The organism is Sandaracinus amylolyticus (assembly GCF_021631985.1).
In the GTDB taxonomy this organism is placed as follows: Bacteria; Myxococcota_A; Polyangia; order Polyangiales; family Sandaracinaceae; genus Sandaracinus; species Sandaracinus amylolyticus_A.
Window position 1 is genome coordinate 5808998 of the sequence record NZ_CP070225.1, and the last position, 23192, is coordinate 5832189.

Genomic DNA, 23192 nt, shown 5'->3' on the forward strand with positions numbered 1-23192 from the left:
TGCGGATCAGGCGGTCTTCAGCGAGGCGCGCAGCGTGATCTTCGGCACGCCTGCGAGCGCCTTCGACACCGGGCACGTCGCCTTCGCGGTCTCGGCGTGGCGAACGAACGTCGCCTCGTCGATGCCCGGGACGACGCCCTCGAGCTCGAGCGCGATCTCGGGGATCGAGAACTGCCCGCCGTCGTTCGCGAGCGTGACGCTCGCGTGGGTGCGGAGCTCGGTCGGCGTGAGCCCCGCGCTGCTGAGGATCGCGCTGACCGCCATCGTGAAGCACGCGGCGTGGGCCGCGCCGAGCAGCTCCTCGGGGTTCGAGCCCGGACCGTCCTCCATGCGCGAGCGCACCGAGTAGCTCGCCTTCACGGCGGTGCTCTGGGTCGCGATGCTGCCGCGTCCCTCGCGCAGGTTGCCGTTCCACACCACGTCTGCAGTTCGCTTGGCCATGATCGTCATCCTGCGCGGCGCCTGCGGGGATGCCTTGGACGGTGTTGCGTCAGCGATCGAGCCCGAGCGCGCGCGCCACGCCGGCGCCGTACTCGGGATCCGCCTTCGTGCAGTTCGCGACGTGGCGCTCGCACACCTCGCGGCTCACGCCGCGCATCGCGCGCGCGGTGTTGTCGAAGAGGCGCTGCTTCTCCTCGGGCGAGAAGAGCCGGAAGAGCGCGCCGGGCTGCGAGTGATCGTCGCCGTCGAGACGGTGATCGAAGTGGGTCGCCGCGCCCTCGAGCGCGAGCGGCGGCTCCATGCGCTCGGGGCTGTCGGTCCACTCGCCGTGCGAGTTCGGGACGTACGCGAGGCGACGGCCCTGGTTGCCGTCGACGCGGCCCTGACCGTCACGGTGATAGCTGTGCACCGGGCACTTCGGCGCGTTCACCGGGATCTGGTGGTGGTTCACGCCGAGCCGATATCGCTGCGCATCGCCGTACGAGAAGAGGCGCGCCTGCAGCATGCGATCGGGCGAGAACCCGATCCCCGGCACGACGTTCGCGGGAGAGAACGCGGCCTGCTCGACCTCGGCGAACACGTTCTCCGGGTTGCGGTTCAGCTCGAGCACGCCGACCTCGATCAGCGGGAAGTCGGCGTGCGGCCACACCTTCGTCAGATCGAACGGGTTCTGGCGCCACGTGCGCGCCTGCTCCTCGCTCATGATCTGCACGAAGAGCGTCCAGCGCGGGAAGTCGCCGCGCTCGATCGCCTCGAAGAGATCGCGCTGCGAGCTCTCGCGATCGCGACCGACGAGCTCCTGCGCCTCCGCGTCGGTGAGGTTCTGGATCCCCTGCTGGGTCTTCAGCGCGAATTTCACCCAGCAGCGCTCGTTCTTCGCGTTCACGAAGCTGAACGTGTGGCTGCCGAACCCGTGCATGTGGCGGTAGCCGCGAGGCAGGCCGCGATCGCTCATCACGATCGTCACCTGGTGCAGCGCCTCGGGCATGAGCGTCCAGAAGTCCCAGTTGCTCTCGGCGCTGCGCATGCCGGTGTGCGGGTCGCGCTTCACCGCATGGTTGAGATCGGGGAAGCGCAGCGGGTCGCGCAGGAAGAACACCGGCGTGTTGTTGCCGACGAGATCCCAGATGCCCTCTTCGGTGTAGAGCTTCACCGCGAAGCCGCGGATGTCGCGCTCGGCGTCGGCCGCGCCGCGCTCGCCCGCGACCGTCGAGAACCGCACGAACGCCTCGGTGCGCTTGCCGATCTCGGAGAAGAGCGCGGCCTTCGTGTGGCGCGTGATGTCGTGCGTGACCGTGAAGTGGCCGTACGCGCCCGAGCCCTTCGCGTGCATGCGCCGCTCGGGGATCACCTCGCGATCGAAGTGCGCGAGCTTCTCGAGGAGCCAGACGTCCTCGAGCAACGTCGGACCTCGGGGCCCGGCGGTGAGCGTGTTCTGGTTGTCGACGACCGGGGCGCCCGAGGCATGCGTCAGCTTGCTCATGCGCACGGTGTGGAGCGCACCGCGCGCATGCCGTTGGACGCCCTTTGCACGATCAGGACGAGCGGAAGCCGATGCGCGCGTGGGTGCCGTCGCACACCGGCTTGGTCGACGAGCCGCCGCACCGGCAGAGCCGCACGCCGCTCGTGCGCAGCACGATGCGCCCGGTGCCCGCGCAGATCTCGACGTTGCCGCGGACGTCGAGCGGTCCGTCCTCGATGGGCACGACCGCGAGCGTTCCGTCCCGCACCGGCAGCGCGGTGGTCTCGATCGACGCGGGCTCGCCGCTCGCCGCGAATCCCTCGGTGTGCGAGCCGTCGCAGAACGGCTTCTTGCGGCTGCGGCCACAGCGACAGAGCGTGGCGCGATGGCGCGGGTCCTCGCCTTCGATCGCGAGCGCCGCGTGGATCGCGAGCGGGCCGTTCTCGCGGATGCGGATCGTGTTCACCGCGGGCGCTTCTTCCTGCGGTCCGCCGTCGAAGCGCTGGTAGGTGATCGCGCCGCTCGGGCACGCCTGCGCGACGCGCACCAGCGCTTCGACCGAGACGGTCTCGGGGTGCAGCCACGGTCCCTGCACGTTGGCGAGGAACACCGTCGGCTCGCCGAGCACGCAGTGCCGCGCGTGGATGCAGCGCCGGCCCTCGAACCGGAGCGCGACCTCCTCGGTGCGCGCCTCTTCGACGAACGCGCCGGGCTGCGGCGGCACGACGGTCAGCGTGCGACGCGGTGAAGGCTGCGGAGGCGCGGAGGGCGTGCTCGTCGCCCGCTGGTCCTCCAGCGCGCGCTGCTCCTCGAGGGCCCCCGCGAGGCGCTCCATCACCCGCACCGTGTGCGCGATCGGCGATGCGATCCGCGCGATCGATCCACACGCACCGGCGAGCTCGCGCGCGCGCTCGGCGAGGAACGTCCACTCGCTCCGTCCGTGCGGGATCGTGTCGACCGAGCGCAGGAGCGCGAAGCTCACGCCCGCGTTCACGCCGGGATGCTCGGGGCTCGCGGGCAGGCGCGTCAGCTCGGTGCCGAGGATCGCGAACGCGCGCATCGCGTCGACCGCCGACGCGAGCAGCGTGCGCTTCGCGTCGCGATCGCCGCTGCGCACGAAGCCCTGACAGAGGAGCCGCAGCGAGAGCGTGTAGATCGAGTTGGCGACGTCGAGCAGCGCGGCCGCGTCGGGCTCGACGATCCACACGCGACCGCGGGGATCGAGCGGGCTGCGCATCACCGGGTTCCGGGCCGCCGGGCGCGCCGCGCGGAAGTCGGGGCGCGCCGCCGAGAGCTCCGCGTGCTCGTCGCGCACCTGCGAGAACATCGCGAAGTGCGATCCCTCCGAGTGCCCCGGCGCGCCTTCGCCCTGGAGCACGATCGTGTCGAGCGCGGCGTGCGCCGACGCGAGGTCGGTCACCGCACGGATGGCGGGCAGCGACATGAGATCAGGGCCGACCTGCGCCGAAGGATCGCCGATGAAGAGCCCCTTCTCGCCGAGCTCGTCGGAGAGGTGGTCGAAGCCGATCCGGATCGCCGCGTAGAGCTCGCCGACCGTGTCGTAGTCCTGTGCCGACGGCATGTAGCGAGTGGGGCGCGCGTCGCGCGAGTAGCTGCGCGTCACGTCGAAGCCGGCGCCGTCGGGGAGCTCGATGCCCACCGGCCGCTCGAGGAACACGAAGTGCTCGAGGGTCGCGCGATCGCAGGGCGCGAGCTCGAGCACCAGGCGCGACGGATGCGCGCCCGCGCTGATCGGGAAGTTCGATCGATCGAAGTGGGGCGGCGCCCCGATCGCCGTCATCAGGTTCGCGACCAGCGAGAGGTGCGTCATCTCCTCGAGCGCGACCCGCAGGATGGTCGCGCGCCAGCGCTCGATCGCGGGCAGCTCGTGCTCGAGCAGATCTCCGTCGCGCGCGTCCTTCAGCGAGAACGCGGCGTAGAGATAACAGCACATGAGGTCGTGCTCGACCTCGGCGGCCTCGGCGAGGAGCGCCTGCAGTTGCTCGCGGTTGTGGACCGGCACGAAGCGCTTCATCGAGACAGCCTGCTCGCCGGAACGCGCCGGCGTATTGGACGGGGTTGACGGTCGGGCGCCGCGAGCACGAGCCGCGGCGCCCGGCGCGCGATCACGTGTAGCGGGGGTGGTGCGCCTCGACCATCCAGAGATCCTTGTCGGCCTCGCGCGAGATCTCGGTGAAGAGATCGGCGGTGTCGGCGTCGCCGGCCTCGGTCGCGATCTGGATCGCCTTGCGCGCGAGCGCGGCGTACGCGGCGAGCACCTTGGAGAACGCCTCGACGTGGGCCGAGCCCGCCTGCAGGTCGAGCGAGTACGCGGGGAGCGACGTGCGCTCGGCCACGCGCTGCGTGGTCCCTTCGGCGTTGCCGCCGAGCGCGACCGCGCGCTCCGCGATCGTGTCGCTCCACTCCTCGACGTGCTCGGCGACGTCGTCGAAGAGCTCGTGCAGGGCGCGGAACGTGGGGCCTTTCACGTTCCAGTGCGCCTGCTTGGCTTGGTTGAAGAGGTCGATGGTGGCGGCGAGACGGTCGTTCAGGAGCTCGACCATCTGGGTCCGCACGCGCACGTCGAGATCGTTCAGGGTGGGGTACATGGCGCAGAGGATATGCCGCGCCCGCGCGCCCGTGCCGCATCGTGAGCGCAAGAGCGTTCCATCGAGGCGCCGGAAAGCGCCGATGCGCCAACCCGATCCAAGTGCCGGAGCCCTGCGACGGACGAGGCTGGGTGCATGTCCAGCCTGCACCTCCTCCCCTCCGAGCTTCCCTCGCCGGGCGTCGCGGCGCGCCCGGGTGCGGGCGATCTCGAGCCCGCGGGCACGTTCCTCGGCGCGATGAGCGCGACCGACTGGCGGCGCGCCCCGCACCCGCTGGTCGTCGAGGTGCGCGCCGGCGATCGCACGCTGCAGCTGAAGCACGCGTCGATCGCGATCGCGTCGGGATCGATCGTGCTGCTCCCGCCCCACGAGGTGCACGCGTGGAGCGCGCCCGCACCCGGCGCCCCGAACGACGTCCTCCAGGTCCACCTCGCGCCGCCGCCGCCGGTGATCGTCGGAGCGGCACCGATGCCCTTCGCGCCGGTGCGCGTGCTGTCGCGGCCCGAGCGCAGCGCGCTCGGAGAGGTGCTCCTCGAGATCGAGAGCGACGCCGCGACGCTGCACGGCTCGGGTCGCTGCCGCGAGCGCCGCTACGTGCGGAAGGTGCGCGAGCACCTCGAGCGGGAGTGGCAGCGCAACGTGCCCCTCGACGAGCTCGGAGAGCTCGCGGGCGTCTCGGTGTTCCACCTGGTGCGCGTGTTCACGCGCGAGGTCGGGCTGCCGCCGCACCTCTTCCAGGTGCAGTGCCGGCTCGAGCACGCACGCTCGCTGCTCGGACGGGGGACCGTGTGCCGCGAGGTCGCGCTCCACTGCGGCTTCGCGGATCAGAGCCACTTCAACCGGCACTTCAAGCGCGTGATGGGCTTCACGCCCGGCGCGTACGCGGCGCTCCGGCCGCATCCGCGCGATCGACGCGTCGTGGCGGCCTTCCGCAGGGCCGCGGGGGAGCGCGCGTGGTGCGACGGTGAGCTCGCGGGCCCGGAGCGATCGGCGGTCTGATCGCGACGTGTCAGTCGGGTCGCTTCGCGGGCTGCGCGAGCGCGATCGTCGTCGCCGCGGTGCTCACGCGCTCGAGCGCCACGATCGCGACGGCCTCGACGATCGCGGCCGCGCCGATCACCCACGCGAGACCGAGGCGCAGGAGGAGCGCGCCTGCGAGCGCGCCGACGAGCATCGTGACCGCGGCGGCCACGCGACGCGCCCAGCGCGGGCTCGTCCCGCCGGCGAGCGACGAGTCCGCGGCGAGGCCGGTGAGCGTGAGCGTGAGGACGGTCGTGGTCATGTCGGGGATCGCCATGCTGCGCACGACCGCGTTGCGGATCCCCATCGCGAGGCCGAGCAACACGATCAGCACGAGCGTGACCGACGGGCCCTCGAGCGTGGCGACCGCGGTCGCGATCGCGAGGCACGCGAGCTCGATCGCGAACGCGCGGGTCACACCCCGACGCACGTGGGCGTGCGACAGGCGGCCACCGATCAGCGCGCCGCCGAGGAACGCCGCGATCGCGACGAGCGACGCGACGATCGAGACGTTCTCCGCCCCTGCGAGCGCGAAGCCGAGGAACACCACGTTCCCCGTCATGTTCGCGACGAAGACCCGGCCCATGCCGAGCACGCTCGCCGCGTCGACGAGCCCGGTGACGAAGGTGAGCGCGAGGAGCGCGGGGACCTTGGGAGCGCCCGGCTCGCTCATGCTGCCTCGCTCGCGATCCACGCGAGGATGCGTCGCTCGACGCGACGGCGGATCGCGCCGTAGCGATGGCGGAGCCGGTGATCCAGCGAGAGGTGCCCCGGGCCCGCGACGATCGGCAGCAGATAGAGCAGCGCGTAGAGGAGCGCTGCTTGGACATCGGCGCCCTCGAGCCCGCGCGCCGCGAGCATCAGCACGGTGCCCATCGTGAGCACGATCGCCGCGGCGGAGACGCGTGTCACGAGCCCGATCGCGACCGCGACGCTGCAGAGGCCCTCGGAGAGCAGCGCGAGCACGAAGCTCGCGGGATGACCGATCCCGAACGGATCGGGGAACGTCGAGAGCTCCTCCTCGAAGCGCTCGAGCTTGGGGCGCATGTGGAACGCCCAGAGGAGCGCGGCCGACCCGACGCGGTGGAGGAGCAGCGCCACGTCGATCGCACGATCACGGGGCGGTGTCTCGATGGGAGCGCGGCTCATGATCAGAACGCCCAGCACGAGCAGCCGAGGGCACCCCAGAACGCGCTCGCGTCGTCGATCGGGGGAGGCGCCACGCGGCGCGGCGTCGGATGCGCGACGCAGCGCGCTCGCGCCGTCGTGGCAGGCGCAGCACCGGATCGCGTGCGCACCGGCGACCAGTCCGGCGCCGCGGGAGGAAGCGGCGGCGCGAGCGCTCCGTAGGGCCCCGAGCCGTGCACGACGCGGCCGCCGAGCACGGTGAGCACCGACTCGAGCTCGGCGATGCGATCGTCGGCGACCGCGAAGTAGTCGCCTGCGAGGATCGCGAAGTCCGCGAGCTGACCGGCCTCGACGCGGCCCTTCTTGCCTTCCTCCGACGAGAACCACGCGTTGCGCTCGGTGAGCAGGCGGAGCGCGGTCTCGCGATCGACGAGGTTCGACTCGCGATAGAGCGAGAGGCCGCCGAGGGTGCGGCCGGTGACGAGCCACGAGAGCACGACCCACGGGTTGTACGACGCGACCCGGGTCGCGTCGGTGCCCGCGCCGACCGGCACGCCGGCCGCGAGCATCGCGCGGATCGGCGGCGTGCGCTCCGCGGCCTCGGCGCCGTAGCGGCGCACGAACTCTTCGCCCTGGAACATCATGCGGTGCTGCACCGCGATGCCGCCGCCGAGCGCCGCGATGCGATCGATGTTGCGATCCGAGATCGTCTCGGCGTGATCGATCATCCAGTGCAGACCGTCGAAGGGCACGTCGCGGCTCACGCGCTCGAACACGTCGAGCGCACGCGTGATCGTCTCGTCGTAGGTCGCGTGGAGGCGCCACGGCCAGCGGTGCTCGGCGAGCAGGCGCACGACCCGCTCGAGCTGCGGCTCCATCGACGGCGAGAGCTCGGGGCGCGGCTCGCGGAAGTCCTCGAAGTCCGCCGCGGAGAACACCAACATCTCGCCGGCGCCGTTGTGGCGGAACGTGTCGTCGCCATCGCCCGGGCGCACCATCTTCGTCCACCGCTCGAAGTCGGCGAGCTCCTCGCCGCTCCGCTGCGTGAACAGGTTGTAGGCGATGCGAAGCGTGAGCTCGTCGCGCGCCGCGAGCTCGCGCACGATCGCGTAGTCGTCGGGATAGCTCTGGAAGCCGCCGCCCGCGTCGATCACCGAGGTCACGCCGAGCCGGTTGAGCTCGCGCATGAAGTGCCGCGTCGAGCCGATCTGCTGCTCGGGCGGGAGCACCGGACCTTTGGCGAGCGTCGCGTAGAGGATGTACGCGTTGGGCCGCGCGAGGAGGAGGCCGGTGGGCTCACCGCGCGCGTCGCGCTCGATCTGACCGCCCGGAGGATCGGGCGTGTCCTTGGTGTAGCCGCACGCGCGCAGCGCGGCTCGGTTCAGGAGCGCGCGATCGTAGAGGTGGAGGATGAAGACCGGCGTCTCGGGCGCGACGCGGTTGAGCTCGTCGAGCGTGGGCAGGCGTCGCTCGACGAACTGGTGCTCGGTGAATCCGCCGACGACGCGCACCCACTGCGGCGCGGGCGTCACCTCGACCTGGCGCGCGAGCATCTCCATCGCGTCGGCGAGCGAGCGCACTCCGTCCCAGCGGAGCTCGAGGTTGTAGTGGAGGCCACCACGGATGACGTGGATGTGGCTGTCGACGAGGCCTGGGATCAGCCGGCGCTTGCGGCCGTCGATCACGCGGGTATGCGGCTCGCGGAGCGCCATGATCTCCGCGTCGTCGCCCACGGCGAAGAAGCGCCCGTTGCGCACCGCGAGCGCGGTGGCGGTGGGCCTCCGGGGATCGAGGGTGGTGATCGCGGCACCGTGGACGATGAGATCGGTCATCGCGCGTGCTCCTCGCGATCGGGCTGGGTCGGCGGGGGCGCGCCGGTGATGCGGGGCACGCACTCCGAGACGATCCACGCCGCGGTGATCGGCTCTCCGCGCGACATCCGCCGCGCGACCGGCACGACCTGCTCGCCGAGCAGCATGCCGAGCAGGCCCACGAGCGCGACGAGCGGGGGCGCGGGCGAGCGCACGTCGATCACGGCGTAGACGATCCCGACCAGCGCGCCGGCCAGGAGGGACACGACGTAGAGCTTCACGGCGACCTCCCTTCGCACCCGCTCGGACGCGTCACCTCAGCGACCGCCTTCCGAAGCGCCGAACATCGTCTTCGCGTACTGGATGCCGAGGCCGTAGCCGCCGCCGTGATCCTTCGCGACGTCGACCACCGCGTCGTAGGTGCGGGCACGTGCCCAGTCGCGCTGCAGCTCGAGCAGGTACGCGAGCGCGGTGATCGGGCGGGCGCCGGCCTGCACCATGCGGCTCACCGCGCGCTCGTGCGCCTCGGCCGAGACGTCGCCGCACGCGTCGGTCACGACGAACACCTCGAAGCCCTGCTCGATCGCCGAGAGCACCGGGCCCGCGACGCACACCGACGTCCAGAGCCCCGCGATCACGAGGCGGTCCTTGCCGAGCGCGTTGATGCGATCGACGACCTGCGCGTCCTCGAAGGGGTTCATGGTCGTGCGATCGATCGCGGTGTGCTCGGGGAGCGCCTTCGGGATCTCGGGGAAGAGAGGCCCGGAGAAGCTCTTCTCGGCGACCGTGGTGACGATCGTCGCGACGTCGAACACGCGCGCCGAGCGCGCCACCAGCGCCGTGTTGTTGCGCAGTGTGACGCCGTCGATCGACAGCGCCGCGAACACCATCTGCGATTGATGATCGACGAGGAGCAGCGTGTGATCGGAGGGCGAGAGGAGCGACTTCGGAACGGTGGTCGTGGCCTTCGGCATGATCTCTCTCCTGAGCGGGGTCCTCGGGGAGACTGCGTCGAGCGACGTGCCCGGCGTTGAACGCCCTTGCCCGACGCGCTCACCGCGCACGAGAGAGCGCGTCGTGCTTCTTCGCGAGAGAGGCGACGAGCACGAGCCACGCGACGCAGAGCACGACGTTGAGCGCCGCGAACCCCTCGACGCCGAGCTCGATCACCTCGGCCCCCACGAACACCACCGCGGCGGCGAGAACGTCGCCGGCCCGCACGAAGAACGCGTCGATCGCCTGCTTCGCGCTGTACTTCTCGATCGGCGTCGTCGGCAGCCAGAGGAGCGCGCGGCCGGTGTTCATGATCGAGTAGTCGGTCGCGTTCTCCGCGACCTTCGCGGCGCGCACGATCGCGAGCGTCGCGCCCGCCGCGATCATCGCGTACGAGCCGAGCGCGACGATCGGGAGCGCCGCGATCGCGCCTCGCGTGCCGAGGAAGCGCACCAGCGACGACGCGACGAGGAGCTGGAGCGCGATCGCGACGACGTTCACCTGGAAGAAGAACTCGCCGTAGAACGCGCCCACGCGCGCCTCCACGAACGCGCGCGGATCGCCGATGCCCTCGGCGAGGGCGAGCGCGGCCTCGGCGGACTCGACCGCGGTGCGGCCGAGCACGTACTCGCCGACGGTGTTCACCAGGTTCGCGATCAACATCATCAGCGCGATCGCGCGCAGGTACGGGCTCTTCCACACCAGGAGGAAGCCGTTGGTCTCCTCGTGGTGCTCGGCGTGCGGCGTCGGCGAATGGAGCCGCATCGCGACCACGGTGCACACGAGGTGCAGCGCGAGCAGCGCGGCCGCGACGCCGAAGAGCGCGATCACACCGAGCCCCGCGTCGAAGAGCCACGACGCGATCCGCGCGCCCGACGCCGCACCGATCGTCGCGCCCGAGGCGACCACCGGGAAGATGCGCTTGCCCTGCTCCTCCGTGAGCACGTCGTTCGCGACCGACCAGAACTGCGCGACCACCGCGAGGCTGAAGATGCCGACCCACACGTAGAACGCGATGCCGATCCCCGGCGTGCGCAGACCGGCCGCGATCGCGAAGAGACCGATGCACGCGATGAACACCGCGATCACCGCCGGCACGAAGCGCTCGCGTCGGACCCGCGCGACGAGCCGCCCGTACATCGGCACGAGCGGCACGAGCACCAGCGCCTGCACCGCGGCGGCGTAGGACTTCATCTCGGCGCCGCCGGTCGCGAGCACCAGCGGCTCGCGCGCGGTCTTGAGCACGTAGTACGCGACGAGCACCACGAAGAGATCGACCGCGAGGAGGATCGCGATCGGCCACTCGCCGGGGTGGAGGTCGACGATGCGGTGCCGGCGGCGCGGCGCGGGAGTGGGATCGGCCACCGATCCTGCGTGCGGCCGATCGCGATCGGCGCGTTGGATGCGCTTGTGGTTCAGCGATCGAGCGCGCGCAGCGCGGCGCCGCCCATCCGCTGGAACACTTCGTCCTGGAGCTCCGGGTGATCGCCGACGATCTCGAGGAGATCGTCGATCTCGATGCGGAGCGCCGACGCGGCGCGCTGCACGGTCGCGCCGTACCACCGCGGGGCCGCGGCGAACGCGTCGAGCAGGCCGACCGCGTCGCCGCGCCGGTACACGAACGACTGATCGGGCTCGCGCGCGTGGCCGATCACCTCGCCCGACGCGAGGAGCAGGCACCACCCGCTGCGCACGTCGCCGGCGCGCCACAGCGTCTGTCCCGCCGGCAGCTCGACCGGGAGCGCGACCGACGCGAGATCCGCGACCGCCTCGATGCGCGTGTTGCGCACACCGCCGGTCGCCTCGCGCACGAGCAGCATGCAATCGACGGGGTCGAGCAGATCGAACGCGCGCTCCGCGTGGTCCGCGGGCACGTACCCCGCGCTCGCGCCGAGCCGCCTCCGGATCGCGATCGCGTCGCGCGCGACGCTGCGCAGCGAGGGCTCGAAGAGCGGCGAGCGTCCCTCGAGCAACGTCGAGAGGCGATCGGCGGGGAACGAGAGCGTGTGGGTCGTCGTGGTGGCGATCGCTGCGACCCCGACCGGGTCACGCGCCCACGCGACCATCGCCGCGACCGCATCGCCCGCGCCCGCGCGGCCGTAGCTGCGACCGAGCCGCGTCACCTCGACCGATCCGTCGAGCACCCAGTGGAGCTCGTCGAGCGGACGGCCGAGGGTCGCGATCGCGTCGTGCGGCGCGAAGCGGCGGAGGCGACCGCGCTGCACCAGCGGTCCCGCGCTGGCGAGCGGGACCCCGAAGAGCTGCGCGAGCCGCAGTCCCCAGAGCTCGCGCTCCGCGCTCGTCGGCGTGTCGCTCATCGCGCTCCTGCCGCGCGGGCGGCGACCCGCCGCACCATCTCGCTCCCGTCGGCCGCGAGCTCGCGCTCGATCGCGTCCGGGTCGAGCGCGAGCGTCACGCCGAGCGCGGCCGCCGCGCGCGAGGCCTGCGACGCTGCCGGCTCGTCGTCGGTGAGCGCGAGGAGCGCGTCGTGCACCCGCCCGTCGAGCGCGTGATCGAGGAGCTCGCGCGCGCTCTCGCGCGACGTCCGATCGCCGGCGCGCAGCCCGCGGAAGAGCACCTCGGGATCTTCGCCGCGCAGGCCGCGGAGGCCGATCACGCGGAACGCGCGCTCCATCGTGGCGCGCTGCTTGTCGAGGAGGAGCGCGTCGAGGAGCGCGACGTGGGCGTCGGTGCGCGCGAGGTCGCCATAACGCGCGTGCACGTGAGCGCGCCACGACGCGAGCTTCACGAGGCGGCGCAGCGTGCGGTCGAGGAGGCGATCCATCGTGCGCGCGACGTCGTGCGGCAGCGGCCCGCCCTCGCGCGCGAAGCGGCCCATCGCGCGCAGGATCCGGTAGCGCACCGCGCCGTCGGCCTCCGACTCCAGCCAGTCGCGGAGCGCCGCGCCGGCGCGCGGGGTGAGATGCGCCGCGATCGCGTCGGGCAGGAGCAGGCGCGTCGCGCGCGGCGCGTCCTGGCCGATCCGGGCGACGAGCGCGTCGAGGCCCGCGTCGCCGATCGCGACGAGCGCCGCGTGCACGGCGGCGCGTGTCGCGCGCGCGGGGAGCCGATCGACGAGCACGCCCGCCAGCGCCGGGTGCGGCCGGGAGATCGCGAGCGTCGCGAGCTCGTCGGCGATCTCGGGCCCGCCGCGCGCGGCGAGCCGCGCGACGAGCACGTCGAGCTCGGGCCGCGCGGGCGCGTGCGAGAGCGCGCGGAGGACCGCGATCCGCGTCTCGAGGTCGGCGCTCTCGGCGGCATCGACGAGCTCGGCGAGCCGCGCGGCCGCGTCCTCTCCGGCGCGCGTCGCGAGCACCACGCGCGCCACCGCGCGCACCGCGGCGGAGCGATCGGAGAGCAGCGCCTCGACGTCGAGCGTGCTCGCGCCGAGCTCGAGCAGCGCCGCGGCCGCATGCCCCCGCACCGCGTCGTCGGCGCTCGCGAGGAGGCGCACGAGGTGCGCGGACGCATCGGTGCGGCTCGCGCGCACGAGGAGATCGATCGTCGCGACCACGACCGCGGTCGACGGATGCGCGAGCAGCGACGTCGGCACGAGCTCGGGGCGCCCGTGTCGCTCGAGCAGGCGCAGCGCGGAGAGGCACTTGGTCGCGTCGAGCGAGAGCGCGCGCAGCACGGTCTCCAGCGCCTGCGCGCCGAGCGCGGGGCTCGGGAGCGGGATGCGCGGATCGGGCTCGAAGCCGTCGAGGCGCGAGCGGAAGATCGTGAGGTACCGGCGGTGGGTCCCCATCGCGATCGCGATCCACGAGAGCGCGAGCCCGAGGACGATCGAGAGGACCGCGGGCGACGACGCGCTGCCGCCGAGCACGAGCGCCAGCGCGACGGTCAGTGCACCGAGGGCCTGCCCGGCGCGGTGACCGACGGTCTGGAACGTGAGCTTGAGCCGGCGCCGCAGGTCGAGCTCGAAGGGCATGAAGAGGAGCTCGATCGCGGTGCCGTGGAGCGAGTGCTGGAGCGCGCCCGCGCTCGCGCGCAGGCCCACCGCGGCGAGCGTCGGTGCACCGCCGATCCCGAGCGCGAGGAACGCGCTCAGCGTCGCGGGCAGGACGATCATCGCGGTCTGGAGCCCGAAGCGGCGCAGGAGGAACGGCGTGAGCGCGAGCTGCACGACCAGCGCCGCACCCGACGTCGAGGCGGAGAGCACCCCGAAGACGGCGGCGAGATCGCCGCGTGCGGTGTGCTCGGCGATCGTCGCCTTGAACACGACGTCGCCGGCCGTGAGCACCGCGGCGCCGAGCGACACGAACACGAAGAGCAGCACCGCGTAGCGCGCCTGCGCGCGAACGCCGGCTGCCTTCGCCGGAAGGCTCTCCGCGATCACCGCGGGCTCGCCTCGACCGGTCCACGCGACGCCGATCGCCGCGATGACGAGCGCGCATGCCGCGGCGACCAGCGACCACGCGCTCGAGGCGAGGTGCCCGATCACCGCCGCCGCGAGCGAGCCCACGATCGCGCCGAGCAGGCCGCCGACGCCGATGCGCGCGAAGTCGCGCCGGGCGTGGCCCACGTCGGATCGCGCGGACATCCACGCCCACATCGAGCTCGTCGAGATCATCCCGAAGACGCCCGACCACACGTAGAGCGCGGTGCTCCAGCCCGAGTCCGTGCGCTGCGCGGCGATCGCGAACGCGGTCGACACGAGCGCACCGACCGCGAGGATCACGACGAGGCGCCGCGCCGGTCGCGCGCCATCGGGGATGCGCTGCACGACCCACGACACCCCGCCGGCGACCAGCGCGAGCGCCACGTAGACGACCGGCAACGACGCAGGCGGATGGCGCGCGAGGTAGAGCGCATCGCGCGCCGTCTCGTTGAGCGCATGCCCCGCGAGCAGCGTGCCGTAGAGCAGCGCGAGCCTCGTGGTGCGGGTCGGCATGCGCGCGCGAACGAGGTCAGGCCTCCGCGGTGCGGATGCCGAGCTCGAGGCCGATCCGCTGGATGTGCGAGGCGTGCTCCGCGAGCTCCGCGGCGACGAGCGCGCGCGACGCGGTCCACTCGGGCGGCACCGTGAGCTCCACCTTGCGGCGGGCCGCGCGCGCCGACGGGATCACCGCGACCTTCGCGCGATCGGCGTGCAGGGCCACCGCGATCCGCAGCAGCACCGAGAGGCGCTTCAGCGCGCGCCGCGACCCGCGCCGCCTCGGCTCGAACATGTCGCGGCGGAGGCGGCCGCGGTGGGTGCGCACGAGCGTCGCGATGGCCTCGAGCTCGTCGCGCGAGAACCCCGGCGCGTCGGCGTTCGCGATGAGGTACGCGCCGTGCCGCGCGACGCCGCTCCGCGACACCGAGAGCCCCAGCTCGTGCAGCTCCGCGGCCCAACCGAGCCATCGCCGCAGCTCGACGTCGCCGAGCTCCCAGTCGCTGGCGACCGCGTCGAAGAGCGTCTCCGCGGTCTCGCGCACCCGGCGCGCGTGCGCCGCGTCGATGCCGTGGCGCGCGCGGAACGCCGCGATCGTGTCGTCGCGCACGTCGTCGCTCTCGAGCCGGCCCACGAGCTCCATCAGGAGCCCCTCGCGCAGGGCCCCGTCGGCGACGTCGATCCTGCCGAGCTCGAAGGTGCGCATCACCGCGTCGACGATCGCGAGGCCGCCCGGCAGCACCGGCCGCCGCTCGTCGGCGAGCCCCTCGACGTCGACGTCCGCGAGGGTGTCGGCGTCACACACCTTCTCGATCAGCGCGTCGACGCCGCGCCGCGTGATCGCGCCGCGGCCCGCCTCCACGATCTCTCCGATCGCGCGCATCGTGCCCGACGATCCGAGCACACGATCGATCCCCGCCGCGCGCATCCGCGCCGCGAACGGACGCAGCTCGAGCATCGCCGCGTCACGCGCGCGCTCGTAGCGCTTCCTCGAGATCCGCGCGTCGGGGAAGAAGCGCTCGGTGAACCGGATGCACCCCATCGGCGTGCTGTGCGCCTCGCGCGGCGTCCACCCGGTGCCCACCACGACCTCGGTGCTGCCGCCGCCGATGTCGACCACCAGCCGACGCTCGCGCGCCGAGGGCGGGTGCATCGCGGACACGCCGCGCCACACCAGCCGAGCCTCTTCGGGCCCGGGCACGATCTCGACGCGGTGTCCGAGCAGCTTCTCGGCGCGCGCCACGAGCTCGGGCCCGTCCGACGCACGACGCAGCGAGTCGGTCCCGACGATCCGCACGCGTCCCGCGGGCAGTGGGCGCACCAGCTCGGAGAACCGCTCGAGGCACGCGATCGCGCGCGCTCGCGCAGCGCGGTCGAGCGGCCGGCCATCACGCAGACCGGAGCCGAGCGCGACGCGCTCGCGACGGCGATCGTAGACGTGCGGCGTCCCGCGCTCGATCGACGCGAGCACGAGGTGGAAGCTGTTCGATCCGAGGTCGAGCGCTGCGACGCGCGGATGATCCGCGTCCTCGGCGGGCGCGCTCGCGAGCGCGATCGTTCGCTCCGCGCAGGGGATCGGCGCTGCGCCGGTGCGCGCGCTCGCGGGGGTCCTCGCCATGATCTCGGCTCCGTCGGGAGAGAACGCGCGGCGGGCCGCGCATCACGCCGTTCTGCGCTCGACCGCGGGCGGATCGTTGGACGCGATTGCCACGTGCGCGTGCCGCGTCGGCGCGCAGAGCACGAGCTCGTCGATCCCGTGCTCGATCACCATCGCGGCGGCGCGCTCGAGCTCGCCCTGCGCGAGCTCGAGATCCCAGGGCTCGATCAGCGGGCGTGGCCGCGCCGGCGACGCGAGCCCACGCCGCCTCGGCACCACGACGACGACGTGCAAGCGAGCGCCGATCTCGTCGCGCAGATCGCTGAGCGCGGCCTGGATCGCGCACACGTCCTCGTCGCTCACCGATCGCACCGGCACCGCGAGCACCACGTGTGCGCGATGGATCGCGAGCCGGCTCACGAGCTCGCTCGCGCGCGCTCGCCACTCGCGCGTCGGTGCCGCTCGAAGCGCAGGGAGCCGCACGAGGATCGCGGCGCCCCGCTCGCTCACGGAGCGCTCTCCGAGTCGGGCCGCTCGAGGCCGACCACACGGACCTCTCCGCCCGGCAGCGAGTAGAGGTGCACCCGCGCCGGCGCGGTGCGCTCCGCGCCCACGCTCGACGCGATCACGTCGACCACGACGTACTCCTCGGCGGCGCCGGGCGGCAGCGCGATCCGCGCGCACACGCGCGCGCTCGAGGCCGACACCCGCACCTCCGCATCGCTCGGGCGCGGAGGAAGACCGCGGTACACACGCGCCTCGTAGCGTCGCCCGTCGGCATCGCGGAGCCCGCTGCTCACCGCGAGATCGTCGAGGCAGATCTCGACGTCTCGCCCGTCGCGCGACGCGGCCGGCCACGTCAGCGGCGACAGGCGCGTGAGCCACCGCTCGAGAATCCGCGCGCGACGCGCGAGGAGGATGCGCATCAGCTGCGCGCCCAGCGCAGGATCCGACCACGCGCCCTGCGCCACCAGCACCGCGAGCTCGGACTCGCCGAGGCGCGCGACGATCCGCGTCATCCACGCGAGATCGCGCTCGGTCCTCCGCTCGAACCCGGGGTTCGGATATCCGTTGCGCCACTGATCGGGCACGAAGTCGCGCTCGGTGTAGAAGCCGAACGTCGGATGCTCGGGACGATCGGGCGACTCGGTGTAGGCACGCGGTGCGAGGCCGAGGCTCAGGAAGTCCTCGCCGAGGTGCTGGATGTCGAGGTAGTGCGAGTGACCGAAGCGGCGCGACAGCGCGTCGTCGACCGGCCAGACGATCCCGAACGAGTCGCCGGTGTCGAGCACGTAGTGGCGGACGTAGCCACGGCCCGGCTCGGTCTCGATCCAGCTGTCCATGTTGTTCTCGGCGCGCGAGTCGATGTGGTTCAGCCACGCCGAGAGCACGTACATCCCGCGCACCTCGCGACGGTGCTCGTGGGGCACGACGTCGTTCGGATCGTCGTCGCGCAGCCCCGCGAACCGCCATCCACCGAGCGGCGTTCCGTCGATGTACGCGCTCAGGCTGCCGCGCCTCCGTCCGTTCGGAGCGGCTCCTGCGCGCGCGAGGATCGCATCGACGTCGGCGCGCACCAGCGGCCGCGGCGAAGGGCCCGAGGCTCGGGCGTCGGGCGCGAGCGTGAAGTCCTCGGGCGTGAAGTGGATCACGCGGTTGCAGGGCACGAAGTACCCCGCCGCGTGGAAGATCCGCGACGCGATCGCGTCGGCCGCGGTGGCGCGCTCGGGCTGCGAGAGATCGACCTTGAAGAGGTAAGTGCGCCCGTCGGACGCGCGCACCACGAGGCCGGGGCCCGATCCGTCGGGCTTGCTGCGGATGACGACCCACGGAGGCGGCGGCGCGTCGACCTCGGAGCACGCGCCGCGCGCGAGGTCCTCGTCGCTCATGGCGTCGCGACCGATCCGGTTCGTGAACCACGTCGAGTCCGGGACCTCGTCGAGCGCGTTGACGTTCATCGCCTCGCGATCGCGCTCGTAGGTCCAGAGCTCGGAGAGCTGGCGGAACGTGGTGTTGTCCACCGCGTCCCATGCCCACGGGTTGTAGTGGACCTGCGGCCGGGTCGCGATCGGACGCGCGTCGTCGTCGCGCCACATCGGATCGGCCATCGGGAACGCGCGGAACGAAGCGCCGCAGCCCGTGACGAGCCACAGCGCGGCGATGGAGGTGAGGAGTCGCCAGTGCATGTTCCTCTCACAGTCCGTTGCGCGCGCCGACCACGAAGCGCACCGACTCGACGCTCGTCCCGTTCTCGAACGTGCTGGTGCCGAGCGCGATCTGCAGATCGAACGGGTGCTCGCCGGCGATCCGCGGCTCGAGCCCGAGGCCGAACGAGAGCCGCAGTCGCTCGACCGCGAAGTCCGCGAAGTGCCGCTCGAACGCGTTGCCGCAGGTGACGTGCAGGCGCCCGTTCAGGAACACCCAGACCGGCCACGCGTACTCGAGGGTCATCGCGGCGACGCTCTCGCCGCGGAGCGTGCCCGCGAGGAACCCGCGCATGGGCCCGGTGCCGCCGGGATCGAGCAGCTCGTAGAACGGGATCGCAACGTCGTCGTGGCCGGTGAGCGCCGCGACCTCGCCGCGCACCGAGATCACGTGGTGGCTCTCGATGTCGGCCGCGAGCTCGAGCTCGCCGCCCACCACGAGCCACGCATTGCGCTGCGGGCCGTCGATCGTCCCGGTCTCGCCGACGAGCACGCCGATGCGCGCGCCGCCCTCGGGCGCTGCGCCCCGAGCACGGCTGTCGAGCGCGGCCGTGATCCGCCCTCCGAGCGACTGGTATCCGTCGGGATATCCATGCGGAAGAGGCTGGGATCGTTGTCCGAACCACTCGGACATGCTCGGACTACCGTTCCAATTCGACTCTCCGAATCCGATGCTCCGGTGTTGCAGCGCGGCATGCATCGAGAACGGACCGATGCCCACGGCGTCGATTCCCACTCGGGTCTCGACCAGGCTCACCGCGAAGCGCGCCCGCCCGTTCGCGCTCGCGGAGTGCCCGATCCCGCCGAAGATCGCGTCGGGGCGCCGCAGCAAGCGATTGGAGACGAACACCTCGATTCCGTCGGCGAGGGTCACGCGGTCGGCGACCGCCAGAGAGAGCCAGTCTTCTCCCCACGTGGCGCCGTGGACCGAGATTCGATTCTCGCTGAAGAGGAACCGATTCCAGAACGCATATACACCGACGCTCGGGACGAGACCGAAATCGAAGAACGCAGTCGGGAAGACTCCGATGTTGCGCTCGGCGCCGAACGTCAGGACTCCGGCGATCGTCTGGAGCACGTTGGCGCGCTCGATCTCGGTGAGCAGCCATCCGATCGGACGCCGCAGGACGAACTCCGAGATCGCGTAGAGCGGCGCGGTGACGACGCGTGGGATCCACAGGAGCGCGTCGACCGCGTCGTCCCCGGGCTCGACCCGTCCGTCGTAGTCGGGGAGCGGCCGGCGTTCCTGCGCGACGGCGGGAGACGCGAGCGCGAGCGACGCCGCGAACAGACACACGACGCACGTTCTCATCGCGAGCCTCGCACGGTGATCTCCTCGAGCTGCGCGGTGCTGAGCAGGACGATCAGTCGTCCGATCCGCTCGGTGATCGCGGCGTCGATGCGCTCCACGGATCCCGCGGTCAGCAGCACGAGCGTGTGCACCGACACCCGCACCGCGCGCAGCGTGGCGCGCAAGGTCGCGGCCCGCGCGCGCACCGCCGCGAGCGCGCGCGGGGGAACCTCGAGCACCAGCACGAGCCGTCCGCCGCCTCGCTGCTGGATCCCCGCGATCCACGCCGGAGCGCGAGCGAGGAGCGCGTCTGCGGCAGCCTCGTCGCGCAGCTCGATCGGCGCGAGCGCGACGTCGGCGGGGAGCCGCGGGAGGACGTCGCGATCGTCGTCGCGCACGCGCACCACGTCCCAACCCGACCGCAGGTCCGCGATCGCCCGAGCACAGACCTCGGCGAGCGAGCTCGCGCCGAGCACCACCACACGCAGCATGACGAGGACGATGCGGCGCCGCCGCGGGGCGGCGTTGCACGCTCTTGTCGCGCCTCGAGGGCTCTCGAAGAATCGGCTCGCCCGCCGGCCCCTAGCGTCCACGCGCTTCGCGCGCTCTCCGGAACCTGCGGGACGAGCACTCCGGCGAGGACTCAGCCCGCGCTCGGCTCCGGTGCCGCTCGCTTACCGCGCGTGACCACCTTGCGCACTGCCACGTAGAAAGCCGGGACCAGCACCACCGCGAGCACGGTCGCGCTGATCATCCCGCCGAGGACGCCAGTGCCGATCGCGCGCTGGGTCTCCGCGCTCGCGCCCGTCGCGATCGCGAGCGGGACCACGCCGAGGGTGAACGCGAGCGACGTCATCAGGATCGGTCGCAGGCGCAGCCGCGCCGCCTCCACTGCGGCCTCGGTGATCGAGCGGCCCTCGTCCTCGAGCTGCTTCGCGAACTCGACGATGAGGATCGCGTTCTTCGCGGACAGGCCGATCAACGTGATGAGCCCGACCTTGAAGAACACGTCGTTGGGCATGCCACGCATCGTCACCGCGAGCAGCGCGCCCACGACGCCGAGCGGGACGACGAGGATGACCGAGAGCGGGATCGACCAGCTCTCGTAGAGCGCCGCGAGCACGAGGAACACGACGAGCAGCGAGAGCGCGAGCAGCGCGGGCGCTTCGTCGCCGCTGAGGCGCTCCTGGTACGAGAGGCCCGTCCACTCGACGCCGAAGCCCGGCGGCAGCTGCGCGGCGATGCGCTCCATCTCCGCCATCGCCTCGCCGCTGCTGAAGCCCTCGGCCGCGCTGCCCGCGATGCGCACCGCGGGATAGCCGTTGTACCGGACGAGCTGCAGCGGGCTCCGCTCCCAGCGCGCCGTCGCGACCGCGGAGAGCGGCACCATGCGGCCCTCCTGGTTGCGCACCGGGAGCGCGAGCACGTCGTCGAGCTGCATGCGCGCCTCGGGCTCGGCCTGGAGGATCACCTGCTGCAATCGACCCGCGTTCGGGAAGTCGTTCACGTACATCGAGCCGAGCGCGGCGGAGAGCGTCGCGTTGAGCGATGCGAACGACACGCCGAGCGCCTCCGCGCTCTGGCGATCGATCTCGAGCCGCACCGACGCACCGTCGGGCAGGCCCTCGGGATAGACGCCCTGCACGACGCTGCTCTGCGCGGCCGCGGCGAGGAGCTGGCCCTGCGCCGCGAGCAGCGCCTGCTGGCCCTGGTTGCGACGATCGACGAGGCGCATCGCGAAGCCCGCGCTGGTGCCGAGCGAGTCGATCGAAGGCGGCACGACGTGGAACATCATCCCGTCGCGCAGCCCAGCGAACGTGCCGTTCGCCGACGCGACCTCGCCCTGCGCCGTCGCGCCCTCGCGCGCATCCCAGTCGTCGAGGATCGTGAACATCAGCGCGGCGTTGGGGCCGGAGCCCGAGAAGCCGAACCCGCGGATCGCGACCACCGAGCGCACGCCGGGCCGCGCCTGCGCGTACTCCTCGTACGAGCGGATCACACGATCGGTGCGCTCCGCCGTCGCGTCGGACGGCAGCGCGACGCTCGAGATCCAATAGCCCTGATCCTCCTCGGGGAGGAACGAGCCCGGCAGCGCGCGGAACAGCCAGCCCGCGCCGACGCTCACCGCGAGCAGCGCGACGACGCCGATGCTGCTGCGCCGCACGAGGTGCGCGACGCCCGCGCCATAACGCGCGGTGAGCCAGGTGAACGCGCGGTTGAACGGACCGAAGAGCCCGCGGTTCGGATCGTGGTGCTCCGGGACCGGCTTCAGCAGCGTCGCGCAGAGCGCGGGCGTGAGCGAGAGCGCGAGGAACGCGGAGAGCAGGATCGAGACCGCCATCGAGAGGCTGAACTGGCGGTAGATCGTGCCGACCGAGCCGGACGCGAACGCCATCGGGATGAACACCGCGGAGAGCACGAGCGTGATGCCGATGACCGCGCCCGTGATCTCGTCCATCGCCTTCTTCGTGGCCTCCTTCGCGGAGAGCTTCTCGGTCGCCATCAGGCGCTCGACGTTCTCCACGACCACGATCGCGTCGTCGACGATGATGCCGATGGCGAGCACCATGCCGAACATCGTCAGCACGTTGATCGAGAAGCCCGCCGCGTACATCACGGCGAACGTCCCGAGCAGCGCGATGGGCGCGACGATCGCGGGCACGAGCGTGTAGCGCACGCTCTGCAGGAACAGGAACATCACCGCGAAGACGAGCACCATCGCCTCGAAGAAGGTCTCGAGCACCTTCTCGATCGAGACGCGCACGAAGGGCGCGGTGTCGTAGGGGACGTTCGCCTCGATGCCCTCGGGGAAGCTCGCCGAGAGCTCGGCGACGCGCTCCCGCACCAGCGCCGAGGTCTCCACTGCGTTCGCGCCCGGCGCGAGCATCACGCCCGCGCCCGCCGAGGGCGTGCCGTTGGTGCGCGTCGCGGTGCCGTAGCTCTGCGCGCCGAGCTCGATGCGCGCGACGTCGCGCAGGAGCACGCGCGATCCGTCGGGACGCGCGCGCAGCACCACGTCGCCGAACTGCTCCGGGGTCTCGAGCTCGCCCTGCACGACGAGCGGGATCGTCACGCGCTGTCCGGGCACGGTCGGCGCGTCACCGACGCGGCCCGGCGAGACCTGCGCGTTCTGCGCGCGGATCGCGTTCGCGACGTCGTCGACCGAGACGCCGAGCGCGGTGAGCTGCACCGGATCGAGCCACACGCGCAGCGCGCGCGGCGCGGTGAAGACCTGCACGCGACCCACGCCGGGGATGCGCTTGAGCTCCTCGACCAGGCCGCGCGAGAGGAAGTCGCCGAGCGTCTGCTCGTCGTAGCGACCCTCGGGCGAGCGCAGGTCGACGATGCACAGGAAGTTCGAGGTCGAGGCTTCGACCGCGAGGCCGATCTGCCGGACCATCTGGGGCAGGCGCGGCTCGACCGTGCGCAGGCGGTTCTGCACCGCGACCTGCGCGAGCTCGGGATCGGTGCCGGGCTCGAAGGTCGCGGTGATCTGCGCGACGCCCGAGGTGTCCGACGACGACTCGAAGTAGAGCAGGTGCGGCACGCCCGAGATCTCGCGCTCGATCGGCGCGAGCACGCTGTCGCTCATCGTCGAGGGCGTCGCGCCCGGGTACGTCGCGGTGATGGTGACCGCCGGCGGCGCGACGGTCGGATAACGCTCGACGGGCAGGCGACGGATCGCGAGCACGCCGAAGAGCACGATGAAGAGCGAGACGACCCACGCGAAGACGGGTCGCTCGATGAAGAAGCGCGGCAT

Annotated in this window: 19 protein-coding genes; 1 reads left to right on the top strand and 18 read right to left on the bottom strand. The window is 72.3% G+C overall.

Going from position 1 to position 23192, the window contains the following annotated elements:
• Positions 1 to 6: 6 nt before the first annotated feature.
• From I5071_RS24590 to dps, 4 genes are all read right to left on the bottom strand, one after another.
• Positions 7 to 441: an OsmC family protein gene (locus tag I5071_RS24590; protein ID WP_236515257.1), complete on the bottom strand. Its 435-nt coding sequence runs from the start codon at positions 439 to 441 to the stop codon at positions 7 to 9.
• 49 nt (positions 442 to 490) lie between these two features.
• The gene (locus tag I5071_RS24595) at positions 491 to 1924 is read right to left on the bottom strand and encodes a catalase (protein ID WP_236515258.1); all 1434 of its coding nucleotides are present in this window, start codon (positions 1922 to 1924) and stop codon (positions 491 to 493) included.
• A gap of 52 nt (positions 1925 to 1976) precedes the next feature.
• Positions 1977 to 3938 carry a ferritin-like domain-containing protein gene (locus I5071_RS24600; RefSeq protein ID WP_236515259.1) on the bottom strand — a complete coding sequence of 654 codons (1962 nt, stop codon included), beginning with the start codon at positions 3936 to 3938 and terminating at the stop codon, positions 1977 to 1979.
• Positions 3939 to 4029: 91 nt separating this feature from the next.
• Positions 4030 to 4512, bottom strand: a complete 483-nt coding sequence (dps, locus tag I5071_RS24605) for a DNA starvation/stationary phase protection protein Dps (RefSeq protein WP_236515260.1) — start codon at positions 4510 to 4512, stop codon at positions 4030 to 4032.
• Between the two features lie 135 nt (positions 4513 to 4647).
• Between dps and I5071_RS24610 the strand changes: the two genes are divergently transcribed.
• Positions 4648 to 5511 (top strand): helix-turn-helix transcriptional regulator, encoded by an 864-nt coding sequence (locus I5071_RS24610; RefSeq protein WP_236515261.1) that lies wholly within the window; start codon positions 4648 to 4650, stop codon positions 5509 to 5511.
• Positions 5512 to 5521: 10 nt separating this feature from the next.
• Here the strand turns inward: I5071_RS24610 and I5071_RS24615 are convergent, their stop codons facing one another.
• The 14 genes from I5071_RS24615 to I5071_RS24680 form a co-directional block, all read right to left on the bottom strand.
• A complete protein-coding gene (locus I5071_RS24615) occupies positions 5522 to 6205 on the bottom strand; it encodes a YoaK family protein (RefSeq protein WP_236515262.1) in 684 nt (227 codons plus the stop codon).
• A complete protein-coding gene (locus I5071_RS24620; protein WP_236515263.1) occupies positions 6202 to 6681 on the bottom strand; it encodes a DoxX family protein in 480 nt (159 codons plus the stop codon). The genes I5071_RS24615 and I5071_RS24620 overlap by 4 nt, the downstream gene beginning before the upstream one ends.
• Positions 6682 to 6683: 2 nt before the next feature.
• Entirely contained in the window at positions 6684 to 8492 is a 1809-nt protein-coding gene (locus I5071_RS24625; protein WP_236515264.1) for an amidohydrolase, read from the bottom strand.
• Positions 8489 to 8752, bottom strand: coding sequence for a DUF1427 family protein (locus tag I5071_RS24630; protein ID WP_236515265.1), 264 nt, complete (start codon positions 8750 to 8752; stop codon positions 8489 to 8491). The genes I5071_RS24625 and I5071_RS24630 overlap by 4 nt, the downstream gene beginning before the upstream one ends.
• 36 nt (positions 8753 to 8788) lie before the next feature.
• The gene (locus tag I5071_RS24635; protein WP_236515266.1) at positions 8789 to 9445 is read right to left on the bottom strand and encodes a hydrolase; all 657 of its coding nucleotides are present in this window, start codon (positions 9443 to 9445) and stop codon (positions 8789 to 8791) included.
• 79 nt (positions 9446 to 9524) lie between these two features.
• Positions 9525 to 10829: an NTP/NDP exchange transporter gene (locus I5071_RS24640; protein WP_236515267.1), complete on the bottom strand. Its 1305-nt coding sequence runs from the start codon at positions 10827 to 10829 to the stop codon at positions 9525 to 9527.
• A gap of 50 nt (positions 10830 to 10879) precedes the next feature.
• The gene (locus I5071_RS24645; protein ID WP_236515268.1) at positions 10880 to 11782 is read right to left on the bottom strand and encodes a cyclic nucleotide-binding domain-containing protein; all 903 of its coding nucleotides are present in this window, start codon (positions 11780 to 11782) and stop codon (positions 10880 to 10882) included.
• A complete protein-coding gene (locus I5071_RS24650) occupies positions 11779 to 14358 on the bottom strand; it encodes a hypothetical protein (protein ID WP_236515269.1) in 2580 nt (859 codons plus the stop codon). Before I5071_RS24650 ends, I5071_RS24645 begins: the two co-directional genes overlap by 4 nt.
• A 16-nt stretch (positions 14359 to 14374) precedes the next feature.
• The gene (locus I5071_RS24655; RefSeq protein WP_236515270.1) at positions 14375 to 15958 is read right to left on the bottom strand and encodes a Ppx/GppA phosphatase family protein; all 1584 of its coding nucleotides are present in this window, start codon (positions 15956 to 15958) and stop codon (positions 14375 to 14377) included.
• A 42-nt stretch (positions 15959 to 16000) separates the two neighbouring features.
• Positions 16001 to 16447 (bottom strand): hypothetical protein, encoded by a 447-nt coding sequence (locus I5071_RS24660; RefSeq protein WP_236515271.1) that lies wholly within the window; start codon positions 16445 to 16447, stop codon positions 16001 to 16003.
• The gene (locus I5071_RS24665; protein WP_236515272.1) at positions 16444 to 18123 is read right to left on the bottom strand and encodes a hypothetical protein; all 1680 of its coding nucleotides are present in this window, start codon (positions 18121 to 18123) and stop codon (positions 16444 to 16446) included. Before I5071_RS24665 ends, I5071_RS24660 begins: the two co-directional genes overlap by 4 nt.
• Before the next feature lie 7 nt (positions 18124 to 18130).
• Positions 18131 to 19438 (bottom strand): hypothetical protein, encoded by a 1308-nt coding sequence (locus tag I5071_RS24670; RefSeq protein WP_236515273.1) that lies wholly within the window; start codon positions 19436 to 19438, stop codon positions 18131 to 18133.
• An 11-nt stretch (positions 19439 to 19449) separates the two neighbouring features.
• A complete protein-coding gene (locus tag I5071_RS24675; protein ID WP_236515274.1) occupies positions 19450 to 19923 on the bottom strand; it encodes a hypothetical protein in 474 nt (157 codons plus the stop codon).
• Between the two features lie 152 nt (positions 19924 to 20075).
• The gene (locus I5071_RS24680) at positions 20076 to 23192 is read right to left on the bottom strand and encodes a multidrug efflux RND transporter permease subunit (RefSeq protein ID WP_236515275.1); all 3117 of its coding nucleotides are present in this window, start codon (positions 23190 to 23192) and stop codon (positions 20076 to 20078) included.